The sequence below is a fragment of the Paenibacillus solani genome (genome assembly GCF_050475945.1).
Classification (GTDB): Bacteria; Bacillota; Bacilli; order Paenibacillales; family Paenibacillaceae; genus Paenibacillus_AQ; species Paenibacillus_AQ solani_A.
Genome location: NZ_JBCMXJ010000005.1, coordinates 420501 through 433798 on the forward strand (window position 1 = coordinate 420501; position 13298 = coordinate 433798).

Annotated in this window: 12 protein-coding genes; 1 reads left to right on the forward strand and 11 read right to left on the reverse strand. The window is 48.1% G+C overall.

Annotation, left to right across the window (positions count from 1 at the left end; all coding sequences use genetic code 11):
• Nucleotides 1-265: 265 nt before the first annotated feature.
• The 11 genes from ABEQ74_RS03645 to ABEQ74_RS03695 form a co-directional block, all read right to left on the reverse strand.
• Nucleotides 266-1219 carry an ROK family protein gene (locus tag ABEQ74_RS03645; RefSeq protein ID WP_430119588.1) on the reverse strand — a complete coding sequence of 318 codons (954 nt, stop codon included), beginning with the start codon at nucleotides 1217-1219 and terminating at the stop codon, nucleotides 266-268.
• Between the two features lie 35 nt (nucleotides 1220-1254).
• The gene (locus ABEQ74_RS03650) at nucleotides 1255-1941 is read right to left on the reverse strand and encodes a copper homeostasis protein CutC (RefSeq protein WP_430119591.1); all 687 of its coding nucleotides are present in this window, start codon (nucleotides 1939-1941) and stop codon (nucleotides 1255-1257) included.
• A 29-nt stretch (nucleotides 1942-1970) separates the two neighbouring features.
• A complete protein-coding gene (locus ABEQ74_RS03655) occupies nucleotides 1971-3425 on the reverse strand; it encodes a leucyl aminopeptidase family protein (protein ID WP_430119594.1) in 1455 nt (484 codons plus the stop codon).
• 41 nt (nucleotides 3426-3466) lie between these two features.
• A complete protein-coding gene (locus ABEQ74_RS03660; RefSeq protein ID WP_430119596.1) occupies nucleotides 3467-4456 on the reverse strand; it encodes an ABC transporter ATP-binding protein in 990 nt (329 codons plus the stop codon).
• Entirely contained in the window at nucleotides 4453-5457 is a 1005-nt protein-coding gene (locus tag ABEQ74_RS03665; RefSeq protein WP_430119599.1) for an ABC transporter ATP-binding protein, read from the reverse strand. The genes ABEQ74_RS03660 and ABEQ74_RS03665 overlap by 4 nt, the downstream gene beginning before the upstream one ends.
• A gap of 15 nt (nucleotides 5458-5472) precedes the next feature.
• Complete coding sequence (locus ABEQ74_RS03670) at nucleotides 5473-6381, reverse strand: ABC transporter permease (RefSeq protein WP_430119601.1); 909 nt, start codon at nucleotides 6379-6381, stop codon at nucleotides 5473-5475.
• A gap of 12 nt (nucleotides 6382-6393) precedes the next feature.
• Complete coding sequence (locus ABEQ74_RS03675; protein ID WP_430119603.1) at nucleotides 6394-7320, reverse strand: ABC transporter permease subunit; 927 nt, start codon at nucleotides 7318-7320, stop codon at nucleotides 6394-6396.
• Between the two features lie 115 nt (nucleotides 7321-7435).
• Nucleotides 7436-9022, reverse strand: coding sequence for a glutathione ABC transporter substrate-binding protein (locus tag ABEQ74_RS03680; RefSeq protein WP_430119605.1), 1587 nt, complete (start codon nucleotides 9020-9022; stop codon nucleotides 7436-7438).
• Nucleotides 9023-9111: 89 nt separating this feature from the next.
• The gene (locus tag ABEQ74_RS03685; protein ID WP_430119607.1) at nucleotides 9112-10116 is read right to left on the reverse strand and encodes an asparaginase; all 1005 of its coding nucleotides are present in this window, start codon (nucleotides 10114-10116) and stop codon (nucleotides 9112-9114) included.
• A 29-nt stretch (nucleotides 10117-10145) separates the two neighbouring features.
• Nucleotides 10146-11306 (reverse strand): ROK family transcriptional regulator, encoded by a 1161-nt coding sequence (locus tag ABEQ74_RS03690; protein WP_430119609.1) that lies wholly within the window; start codon nucleotides 11304-11306, stop codon nucleotides 10146-10148.
• A gap of 797 nt (nucleotides 11307-12103) precedes the next feature.
• Entirely contained in the window at nucleotides 12104-12340 is a 237-nt protein-coding gene (locus tag ABEQ74_RS03695; protein WP_015736133.1) for an indolepyruvate ferredoxin oxidoreductase subunit alpha, read from the reverse strand.
• A 287-nt stretch (nucleotides 12341-12627) separates the two neighbouring features.
• Between ABEQ74_RS03695 and ABEQ74_RS03700 the strand changes: the two genes are divergently transcribed.
• Nucleotides 12628-13266, forward strand: coding sequence for a helix-turn-helix transcriptional regulator (locus ABEQ74_RS03700; protein ID WP_430119612.1), 639 nt, complete (start codon nucleotides 12628-12630; stop codon nucleotides 13264-13266).
• Nucleotides 13267-13298: the final 32 nt, after the last annotated feature.

A 13298-nucleotide genomic window follows, 5' to 3' on the forward strand; every position in this document is an offset into this window, starting at 1 on the left:
AGGCAACCGCTTATTGTTTGTCGGATACAAACAAACCGATAGGAAACCATCAAATCGACTACAATGAAAAACGGATGACGACTTACGGTTCACGCTTATCACATGTTACATGTAACGGACTTCGCTTACGCAAATATGATCGCTCCGTTTCCCGCTCTCTCCATTACCAGCACAAAGCCGCCCTCTATGGGCGGCTTTTTTGTAACTTTCCAGATGAATAATAAAAACGTACAAATGTCTTTCCATAACCTTCTCTGTACGTTATCTATTGAAACAAGGCAGCGGCCCCTACCAGACCCACATCGTCCCGCAGTTCCGCAGGTACGAGCTCATAGGTGCCTAAATAGGATGGCATGACCAGCTTGTCTGTCATTTCCTTTAGCTGCGGGAAGAGCAAATCACCTGCTCTGCTGACACCCCCGCCAATGACAATACGATCCGGGTTGAAGCTGTGAATGACGTTAACTAATCCAAGCGCCATGTAATAAATGGCACGGTCGATGACCTCCACTGCGACAGGATCGTTAAGACGCTTTGCTTCAAATACATGCTTAGCGCTTACGCCGGGTTCTTCAGCAGCCAGCTCAGACATGATACTGGACTGTGTGAGCATCCGCTCGGATGCTGTAAGACCAATCGCTGTACCTGAAGCAAACACTTCCCAGCAGCCATGGCTGCCGCAGTTGCAACGCGGACCGCTCGGATCTATAATATGATGCCCAAGCTCACCAGCAAAGGAATTGCTGCCGAGGAACAACTTGCCATCCAGAACAATGCCTGAACCGATCCCTGTGCTGAACGTCACGTATACCATGTTGGTTGAGCCCCTGCCTGCACCTCTGACATACTCTCCCCAGGCCGCTGCATTAGCGTCATTCAGAACCTGGACCTCGGTATGCAGATCACGTTCCATCCAAGCTTTGAGAGGAACATGAGACCACTCAGGCAGGTTCGTTCCGTGAATGACGATGCCTTCACGGCTGTTAACCGTTCCTGGTGAAGCCATACCAATCCCTCGCAGCAGGCGACCGTCAGATACACTGCGGATCATGGACGTAATTCGGTCAACTACTTCTTCCGCAGTCCTTGCACCTGCAGTCTCCATCTGCTCTCGGTTCAGCAGCTGTCCCTCCGAATCAAAGAGCGCTGCTGCGATCTTCGTTCCCCCAAGGTCAACGCCAACCACAAATTCTTGTTGTTTATTCAATACGGTTTGCAATTAATGTTCACCTGTTTCCGATAGGTTTGCTACTTCTATTGATGTATACTGTCTGCCAGTGATCGCAGCTCAACCGGATCGATTGGCTTCAGTCCTGACCGACCATAGCGAACGGCGGAGCCAAAATGCACTTCGCTCACACCCGTTTGGTTTATAAAATCATGAATAATTTCCCATTTGAGTCCATTGCCGGCCAATATTTTCAGCCCGCTGCCTGCAGATTGTTCCACAAGCTCCCGGATTCTCGGAATGGCCTGCGGCGCAGGCTGCGGTCCGCCTGATGTCAAAATGCGGGTGACAGCCGGATACTTCTGCAATGTGCGCAGTCCTTCGAACTGATCCTCCAACTCATCAAAAGCCCGGTGGAATGTCACTTGCATATCGCCAGTCCATTCCAGCATTTTAGCCAGCGATACCTCGTCAATCTTTCCTTCCGGTGTCAGCATTCCCAGCACAACACCAGCCGCTCCGGCCTCGCAAATCGCCTTGATCTCGGCAATCATCGTGACAATGTCATGAGAGCTATACACAAAGGATCTGCTGTGAGGTCTTACCATGACATGAACCGGAATTGATACGGCTTTTACTACCTCTTTAACCAGGCCGATCCCTGGTGTAAGCCCACCTTCGGTTATTGCGGTGATCAATTCCAGACGGTCTGCGCCATTCTTCTCTGCCGTGATGGCATCATCCACGCAGGTTGCGATAATTTCTAGCAGCATCATCGTCACTCCTTACTGGTATGGTTCTTTTAAGCATGGTGAAACTGCTTCTCCACATAATCCGCCAGCAATCGGGCGCCATATCCGGTAGCCCCGGCTGCAGAGTGAGGAAACTCACGCTTATATTGCACCGTGCCTGCCATATCGATATGCACCCATTTCATCGAATCCGCTACAAAATTACGAATGAACAGTGCTGCCGTAATGGCCCCTGCCAGTGTTGAGGTACCAACATTCCTCAAATCTGCGTAATCACTTTTGAGCTCCGACTCGTACTCGTCTATCAGCGGCATAGGCCATAATCGCTCGCCATTACGCTCGCCAATTTCAACCAGATCGGACGTTATTTGTTGGTCACCCCAGATACCCGCAATTTCCAAGCCAAGCGCGGCACCGACATTGCCTGTCAGCGTAGCGATATCAATCACCTTATCTGCGCCCAGTTTGGCTGCGTGTAGAAGGGCATCCGCAATGATCAATCGTCCTTCACCGTCCGTATTTGCTACCTGAACACTAAGACCGTTCGGATAATGAATAACGGATGAAGGAAGTATGGCATCGGGTCCCGACAAATTATCAGCGACGGCGATTAATGCCGTAACGCGAACCTTCGCCTTTTGGGACACCAGAATATCCATAGCACCAATGACGGCTGCAGCGCCCCCCATATCCATGCGGGCATCGCTGATGTCTCTGCCAATCTTCACGTTCATGCCGCCCATATCAAAGGTTACGCCTTTGCCGATGAGGACAATATGAGGGCCCTCGTTATCGGAATCTATACCATTATAAGATAACTCGATCATGGCAGGCTCGTATTTGCTGCCTGCACCCACAGCGAGCAATCCGCTCATCTGACGATCGACAAGCTCTTGTCCACGGTACACATGAAGCTGAACGGGCGCCTTCTTGAAACGTTCCTCAACAACCGCAACGAACGCTTCCGGATTTAATGTTTCTGGCGACTCATTCACCAAATCTCTAGTGAGCTTTGTCCCTTTGATCCGCTTCTTCGCAGATTCCATAATGGTTTCCATGGCTTCACGGGATAGCCCCTGCCAATCGTCCTGTCGAAAATTTAAGGATACGGTTTGCACATTGGCCGTAACCCCTCGATGCTTATTGAATTGATAGAGACCATACATCCAGCCCTCAACCCAAGCCTGAAACTCATCCGCAACGGAAAGGGAGGATGCTCCAGGAGCAGCTGCAGTGCGGATCAGCACAGCGCTCGATTTATTCTCCTTAAGCAGCGTTCTTGCCGCTGCTGCACTTGTTCTGCGAACTTGCTCAGACGTCAAGTTTGATTGTTGTCCCATACCGGCAATGAGATCGTCGGTTTCGTCATTCGTTCTGCCATAAAACCATGTCAACACCTGGCTTTTCTTCCGGGAGTCCTTTAAGCGGAATGGTGTCTCTTCACCCTCGTATACCGCATAAATCGAAGTTTCCATCGAATGAGCTTCATCGATTGTTATTTTCATTTCGAGCGCTTCCCTTCTTCATCAGACCATCCAAGAGCCTGTTAAGCTTTTTTCATGATCTCTTCGTCATATAAATGGCAAGCTACCTGATGTCCCGGCTCAACCTCGCGGAATACAGGTGTAATCTGCTTGCATACTTCCATGCAGGAAGGACAACGAGTATGGAAACGGCAGCCTGTAGGCGGATTCACCGGACTTGGCAGATCCCCTTTCAGAATGATCCGCTCCTTCTTCTGCTTCGGATCCGGTACGGGCACCGAAGACAGAAGCGCCTGTGTATATGGATGCAGCGGGCGTTCATAGAGCGTATCTTTATCAGCCGTCTCTACCAATGCGCCCAAATACATAACGCCGATCCGGTCGCTGATATGCTCAACGACACTGAGGTCGTGAGAAATGAACAGATAGGTTAACCCGTACTCTTCCTGAAGATCCTGTAGCAGATTCAGCACCTGAGATTGGATAGACACATCCAGAGCCGATACAGGCTCGTCGGCAACAATCAGATCCGGACGTACGGACAGAGCTCTTGCGATCCCGATCCGCTGTCGCTGCCCGCCGCTGAATTCATGAGCATAACGTTCAGCGTGAAAGCTGTTTAAGCCTACCGTTTCCAGCAGCTCGCAAGCCAGCTTGTCCCGCTCCTTGGTACTCAGCTTGGTATGAATAAGCAGCGGCTCGGCTACTAGCTCTTTAACCTTCATCCTCGGATTCAGAGAAGCATAAGGATCCTGGAAGACCATCTGCATATTTTTACGCAGCGGACGCATCTGATTCTCATTGTATCCGCTGATGTCGGTCCCGTTAAAAAGAACCTCGCCACTGTTGGGTGTCAACAGACGGGTCACCAAACGACCGGTCGTCGATTTACCACAGCCGCTTTCGCCAACCAGGCTGAAGGTTTCACCCTTATGGATCGCAAAGGAGATTCCGTCCACGGCGCGAAGCTGCTTGGTCGTACCGAAGAAACCTTTTTTTATCGTGAATGATTTCTGCAAATTCTTTACTTCTAATAAAGGCGTTTCGTTCATGCCGTTTCTCCTCCCTTCGAGTGACCTTCTTGTGTCAGCCAGCAGCGGCTCTTTCGCTGCTCATCATTTGCTACCGGAAGAAGGTCCGGCTCTTGGGATAAGCATTGCTCCATCACATACGGACACCGTGGAGCGAATTTACAACCTTTTGGCATATTCCGCAAATCCGGCACATTACCTGGGATGGACTCCAAACGGTGTACCTTTTGTCTAAGCTTCGGCACCGAACTGATAAGTCCCTTCGTATACGGATGCTGAGGATTCTCAAATAACTCTTCCACCGTCGCCTCTTCTACAACACGGCCAGCATACATAACGACCACTCGGTCACACATTTCAGCTACGACCCCAAGGTCATGCGTAATAAGCAGCATACCCATCTCCTGCTCGGTCTTCAGACGATTCATCAAGTCCAAGATTTGAGCCTGAATTGTAACGTCCAGGGCGGTTGTGGGCTCATCGGCGATCAGCAGCTTCGGATTGCAGGACATCGCCATTGCGATCATAACCCGCTGCCGCATTCCCCCTGACAATTGATGCGGATAGTCATCCACGACCTCATCCGCTCTCGGAATGCCTACGAGCTTAAGAGAGTCGATGGCATGCTGACGCGCTTTCTTCCGGCTGTAACCCAAATGAAGCATAATCGACTCTTCCAGCTGTTTGCCGATGCGAAGAACCGGATTCAGCGAGGTCATCGGCTCCTGGAAGATCATAGCCAGCTCGTTTCCGCGATAGCGGCGCATTTCTTTTTCCGATAATTGCACAAGATCCTTGCCCTCAAAGCTTACCGAGCCTCCGGAAATTCTGCCGGGCGTATCTTTAAGCAGCCTCATGATGGACAGGGAGGTCACGCTTTTGCCGCAACCGGATTCACCCACGAGCCCAAGCACTTCGCCTTTATTGATGTGAAAGTCGACTCCTGCTACGGCAAGCACTGATGATCCATCGCGTTTGAATTCGGTTTTAAGACCTTTTACTTCAAGCAATGTTTGCGTCACGATCTATCCCCCCTACTAGTTTTTCGTTTTCGGATCCAGGGCATCGTTCAGTCCGTCACCGATCAAGTTGAATGCAAGCACGGTCAGGAATATCAATAAGCCCGGGTAGTACACGATATGAGGTGCAATACTCAAGTAATCGCGTCCCATACTAAGCATCGCGCCCCAATCCGGTTCAGTAGCCTTAGCTCCAAGTCCGAGGAAGCTTAAGGATGAAGCCGCCAGAATAGCGCCGCCGATTCTCATGGACACGTTGACAATAATGCTCGGGATCGTCTCAGGAAAAATATGCTTCCATATAATACGGTTATGTTTGGCACCCATCGATCTCGCAGCTTCTACATATAAAGACTCCTTGGAAGAGAGCGTCACACTTCGAATGATTCTGGCAAAGGACGGTGTGCCGAAGACGGCCACCGCGATGACCACATTGGATAAGCCAGGCCCCAAGATCGCCACGATACCGATGGCAAGCAGCAGATCTGGGAACGAGAACATCACGTCACTGCCGCGCATGATGAGACGATCGATCCATCCGCCATAGTACCCGCTGATCAGGCCAAGAATTGTTCCAAGAACTGCAGAGATAAATACTGCGCTTAGGCTGACCGCCATCGTCAATCTGGTTCCGTCAATCAAACGGCTCAGAATGTCACGGCCATACTCGTCCGTACCTGCCCAATGGGCTGCCGACGGGCCTTGCATCATCGCATCATAATTCGGCTCATTTGGCGGATATGGAACGATATGCGGACCAATCACCGCGAGCACTAACAATAATAGAATAAATCCGCTAGATATAACGGCAAGCTTTTGCTTCATAAATTTGGACATAAACGCTCTAAATTTGCCCGTCGTCGGACTCTTTGCAAGCGTATCCTCCGGTACGGAGGAATGGACCGTCACTGTTGAATTATCGCTCATGGCTTCCCCCTCCTATTTCGATGCATACCGGATTTTTGGATTCAGTACACCGTACAGTAAATCGACAATCAGGTTAATCAGAATAAATTCGGTTGCGAACAGAAGCAGCAGCGCTTGAATAACGGTATAATCACGGAAGCCAATCGAATCTATCAAGAGACGTCCCATACCGGGAATACTGAATACGGTCTCGACCATAACCGAACCGCCCAGCAAGAAGCCGAACTGCAGCCCAGCAACGGTTACCACCTGGATCAAGGAGTTGCGGAGTGCGTGCCTTCCAACTACGACAAATTCTCGCAAACCCTTTGCGCGTCCTGTCCGGACATAATCCTCACGCATGGTCTCCAGCATCGAAGTACGGGAATATCTGGCCAGCATGGACATTATCCCGGCTCCCAATGTAAAGGAGGGAAGGATATAGGATTGCCAAGTATCGACGCCGCCTGTCGGGAACCACCCCAGCTCGACGGAGAAAATTTGAATAAGTACAAGTCCCAGCCAGAAGCCCGGCAGGGAAATACCGGATATCGCAGTCAACATTCCGATATAGTCTGGCCATTTACCGCGATTAACGGCAGATATGATACCAATGACAAGACCAATAACCAGAGCCCAGCCAAGACTTGTAAAAGTCAGTATAATGGTGGGGAGGAATCGGCTTGCGAGCATGTCCGTCACCGGCAGACCGGAAGTAACGGATACACCCAAGTCACCCTTTAATAGATCACCCATGTAGTTCACGTACTGCTGCCATAACGGCAAGTTCAAGCCCAGCTGCTCTCGAATCCCGTTGATCTCCTCAAGGGTGGCATCCTTACCTGCAACTAATCGCGCCGGATCCCCAGGAATCAGGTGAATAAACATAAATACAAGGATGGATACAACAAACAACAGCGGGATAACACCCAGCAGCCTCTGAATTGCATATCTTCCCAAAGGATGTGCCTCCTTTCAACATGCCAGCTTAATAAAATAAGACGGGCCGCTTCCTTAATGATTCAAGAGGCGGCCCACCACAAGGTATACGTTTAGCAAGCTCTTCGCTGCCTGATTATTTCACTTCTGCGTCGATCACGCTGATCGATCCATCCGGCAATGCCTTAACGCCTTCCAGATAAGCACGTTTGCCCGTGATTACCTGATCTACACCCAGGAATGCCCATGGTGCATCTTCCCAGATTTGTTTTTGGATATTGGCATAGATTGCGTTAGCATCTTCAGCTTTCACGGATGCGTTGGCATCCTTGATCCATTGGTCTACATTGTCGTTCTTGTAATAAGCTGTGTTAGCACCAGCTGGCGGGAAGAACTCGCTGCTGAACAGACCTTTTGTTGCGCCGTCAGCATCGCCTGATGATGGGGACCAGCTTACATACCACATTTGAATTTTTGCATTATCCGGCGTAGCCGAGTTGATCTGGTCGGACAATGTTGCACCTTCCATCGATTTCACATCGACTTTGATTCCGACAAGAGCCAGCTGCTGTGCAAAGAACTGCATGCCTTTAATCGTTTCGGAATCGTTCTCGCCCCACAGTTCAGCTTCAAATCCGTCCGGATAACCAGCCTCTGCCAGAAGCGATTTGGCTTTCTCTACATCATAATCGTAACCGGATTGCTCAGAATAGTATTGTGTCATGGAGGACATAGATGAAGTCAGTTTCGAACCCAATCCGGATTTAACAACTTTAATGTAAGCATCTTTATCGATTGCATAGTTGATCGCTTGGCGAACTTTCAGATCGTCATATGGCTTCTTCATTGTATTGAGCGTGACATAACGAACGATGGTGGAATCGATCTTGTCGATGACGATATTAGAATCGCCTTCCACATCAGATACTTGCTCGGTTGGCATAGGATAGATGAAATCCGCTTCGCCTGTTTTCAGCATCGCAATACGGGAACCGTTCTCAGGTACCGGTTTAAATGTAATGCTGTCTACCTTAGGCAGTCCTTCCTGCCAATAATCTTCGTTCTTCACTACGACCAGACGGTCGCCTTGAACCCACTCTTTGAACTTGTAAGCTCCTGTACCCACAGGATCTTTCGTGATATCCTTACTTTCCTTAAGCGCCTTAGGACTGATCATCAGGGCCATGGCCGCTTTATTCAAGAAAGCGTTATATGGTTGGCTAAGGGTGAACACAACCGTGTGCTCATCCGGAGCTTGAACATCGGCAACGGTCGCGAAGCTTTTACGCATCCGCAGGTTATTTTCTTCGTTCATGATGCGTTCCATATTGATTTTTACGGCTTCAGCATTGAAATCTGTTCCGTCATGAAACTTAACGTTCTTGCGTAGATTGAATGTGTACGTCAGTCCATCATCACTGATCGAGTAATCTTCAGCCAATACTGGAACAAGTTCCATCTTATCGTTGAAGCCCATCAAACCTTCGTACATCGTGCGAGCACCGGAAATGGAATGTGTATCGCCCGCATTGTGAGGATCCAGTGTAATGAAGTTTGCGTTGATCGCAATGACAATATCTTTATTATTCTTCGTTACCGGCTTGGATTCCCCGCCGCCTTCACTTGCACCTTTGCCACCTCCGCTGTTTCCGCAGCCTGCAGCAACAATCGTAAATGCGAGCAGCAGCATGAGCAGTGACCATGTTCTACCTTTGAATCTCATGGTTGATTTTCCCCCTTTGATGTGTAAGTATCTATAGATTCACTCTTTCGCCTCGGCAATCTGCCTCCAGCCTTGAGTTCCTCACGGGCTTAAGCATTCCATTCGTAAACGGCTTTTCGTTCTCCAACGAGCGTACCGCCATCATTCAAGATTTCATTAGGGACAAGCTCATACAATCGGTCAATCGTCGCTTGATCGCTGTAACCCAGTCGCTCCAGAATAGAGGCAATGATGCATGGCCATACCTGTTCCGAGCCATCGGAGACTTTAAGCGAGATTGCCAGGCGTTCTTTCCGAAGACCGATACCATATACCCCTTTCGCACCGCCCTTGGCAACCAGGTTGTGGTCACGAAGCAAGGCAGAGCATACAAACTTCGTATCTGCAATGATATCCGGATACTCATTCATCAGCTTGGCCATTCGGGCAGCTGCATCTGCAGTCTCTGCATCATTGATCAAATCTGGGCAAGCCAGCTTGAGGAAAGAATAACCGATGCGGTCCAGAGGAAGCGCGAAGATAGGAAGTCCGCAGCCATCAATGCCTTGCGGGATCGAGGATACCGGCACTTCAGCGAAATATGCCAGCGTCTCGATAATCTCTTTCTGGACCGGATGCTCCGGCTTGTAATATGTGTCCTCATCCCAGCCCATATACTTGCAGAGGGCAATCAAGCCGCTATGCTTACCAGAGCAATTGTGGAAGATTCGACGCTTCTCCTCATGGTCCCGGTGTCGTTCTGCTTTGGCATCCTCATTCAGTGGGTAAGTTGCGCAGCAATGAAGCGCTTCTTCCCGAATGCCGGTCTTTCTCAAAATAGACTCCAGTGCGTCAATGTGGAAACGTTCACCGCGGTGGGAAGCTGCAAACAATGCCGTTTCTTCCCCGGTAAGTCCGTACACTTCGTCAATGCGGCGCTTCATAACCGGGATTGCCTGGAACGGTTTAGCCGCTGATCGCAGGAAAGTCATGTGATGCGGATCACCCGCAGAATAAATTACCTGTCCCTTGTCATCTACAACGCTGATCGCTCCGTAGTGGATGTTCTCCAGTACATTTCCGCGATATTCCTCTACTAATGGTACAAATCCCATGATGATGATCCTCCGATCTCCTGATGAATTTAATTCAATTGAAAATATAGGTCCTGAGCTACTAGTCCCGATCCGATAACAACGCCATGCTCATGAAGCTTGGAGCGGACAATCGTAAAGGAATCATGCAGCGGTTCCCATATGTACTGCGAATAGCATAAATTCGTAATCTCTTCATATACTTCAGGAAACTTGTCCAGAATCTCGCCGCTTAGAATGACGCTGTCCGGATTGTACATGCTGACGACGTTATTAATCGTAATCGCCATATAGGCAAGAGCTCTGTCGATTAAATAGTTCGCCCATCGCGTTCCAGCCTGTCTCTCTGCAAACAATTCTTCAATCGAATGAATTGGTTTGATCTTGCTGGCTTCTGACAACAGTGACGGTATATTAATATATGTTTGAAGGCATCCTGCTTTGCCGCAGTCACACATCATACCTTCAGGGTCTACGGTCGTATGTCCGATTTCCCCGGCACTGTTGGTTACTCCTCGGTAAATCTCCCCATCCAAGATGAGCGCGGAACCAACGCCGTTACCGAAGCCGAGCAAAACGGTCCGGTTGGATCCGTATGCCGAGCCCTTCAACTGCTCTGCCAACGCCTTTACCTTCAGCTCATTATCTACGACCGTTTGAAGACCTGTTAATTCCTTAAGTCTCTCGGATAAACGTACATTCTTCCAGCCAAGCTGTACCGAGAATTTAACAATACCTGCGTCAACATCGATAATTCCTGGCAGACCTACACCAATTCCCACGACCCGTCTGCGATCAATATCGCAATCCAAGATGAGCGCTTCGATGGTGTCTGCTATCCGAGCAATCGTGACCTCCGCCGTATCATTCGAAGCTCTGGGACAACTGCCGCTGCATAACACATTTCCTTGTACATCGATAAATCCAATATTGACTTGATGACGATCCAGCTCAATGCCGATCGAGATCACCGCTGTATCCAGCAGCTCGATGAGAGAAGATTTCCTTCCACGACCTGTGGAAGCTTGTTCTTCTTTTTCGTGTACGTAACCCTCTTCCGTCAGCTCGGATACGATGCGACTGACTGTGGTTGGACTCATTCCCGTCTGTTTGGCAATAGCTGCTCTTGAAATCGGCTGTTCATTCTTGATGATTTGAAATACTGTGAGTCTGTTCTGCCGCTTCATAAAGTCTTGATCATGCTTTTTCATGAAAGACATCCCCTAATTAATTTCACCAGTAGATTAAATAGATCATTTTACCAATTTAAAAGATCTACAATCATCAAAAAACAGTGATTTTTATCATTTTTATGAATTTTATTCTCCAGTGATATTAATAATAAAACGCGTATTATAAAAGTGTCAATATATATGACACATTTAAATATTATTTTTTTATCTATGGAAATGTAAGCATTTCAATTTTTTGCGAAAGAAATTCTATCTCCTACATGAAAACAAATGACCTCGCAACGTGCACAACATGACATGAACTTGACATGGTATCTCCTAAAATGTAGATAACAACGCTATTGCAAACAACAATTAAGCCACCCCGGAAAAGAATAAATGGAACATTCTTCATCCAGGATGGCTTGAAATGGTAGATATAATTAAACCACCCGAGAAATGAATTCAAGGTTGCCCTTGCTCATCCCGGATGGCTTATGTATTTAGAAATATTTTATGTGCATGAACACTTCTGCTTGATGCTCTCTTAATTCGACTATTTATCTTAGCTTCTATATATGTGATCACATAATCTAATCTTTTAGTCTTTTAACTTTAAGTAATCTATCTTCTCTCATTTCTCAAATCTTTTGATCTTTTCAATCTTTTATCTTTAGTATTTTAGATCATTCTCTCCAGCGGAGGTTTGAGGATAGCCGATCCTTTGGAAGTCCGTTTCTACCTTGCCTGTTTCCATTCGAGAAACGGACGGACAACAGAGCGGATAGACTCAAACCGGAGCGTCCGATAGACTCAAACCGGAGCGCCAGAGCTCCCTACTTATTTTTGTAATATTCTACCGCTTTATCAAAGTAATGCTTCTGGTCTTCCGGCAGATCCTCAAAATAAAAAATGGCTGCAACAGGGCAAGCAGCTTCGCAAGCACCGCAGGAAATACATATATCGGTATCGATGTAGAACTGGTCATCCCCTTCTTCTATGCAATCAACAGGGCATACATCCACGCATTCTCCCGCTTTCTCTTCAATACAAGCTGAACCAATAACATACATCCGCAATTCCACCTTCCTAATTATAATCGTGCTTCCTACTTTCCAAACTTCCCATTCGTGAAGGTATGCTTCACAGATCATGTGGATTTCTATACTTTTTATACTATAATATATAATAATTATGTGGTTAATCTTCCCAGTTGTCAACAAACCGTGTTATGACAGGTTCCAAAAATCCGCCATTCCGGTTGACTTATGGTAGGTAAAGACATAAGATGAGACATATTGCTTTTTAAACTTTTTTGTTATAAATGAGAGATTCATCGAGAATCAAGGCGGTGATTATAGTGAATCAAGAAGTTGCATATTCCACCCGCGAATATATCATGCAAATGTTAAAAATAAATGGTGAGCTCAGCACAAAGTCCATTACCGAAGCACTTGGCATTACAGGAATGGCCGTACGGCGTCATCTCGAAAGCTTGAAGAATGAGGGCTACATCACATACCGAACCGTGAAGCAGCCGATGGGAAGACCTGTATCTTTATATCGTCTTACCGATTCCGCGGAGGACTTTTTCCCTAAGAATTATCATGCGCTCGCGCTCGATCTGCTTAATGAGCTGCAAGAAGAGGCTGGCGATGAGATGATTTCACTGCTGTTTGATAAGCGAAAGGATACTTTGTTGAACAAGTACACGCCGACGGTCAAAGCGGAGGCCCTCGAGGATCGGGTGGCTGCCCTTGCCCAGATTCAGAACGATAACGGCTATATGGTAGATTACCAAAAAGTCACTGAAGAGGAGTATCTCCTCGAAGAGCTGAACTGTCCCATATCCCAGGTAGCCAACCGGTATCAGCATGCCTGTCGCTGTGAGCTAGACCTGTTTCAATCCCTGCTGGAGGCAGATGTGGAACGTACCGAGTGCCTTGCCAAGGGCGGTAAAAAGTGCGTGTATCGCATTCGAAAACAAACCGAAGCCTAGCAAACATAATATCTGTTATTGCCACTTCAGGC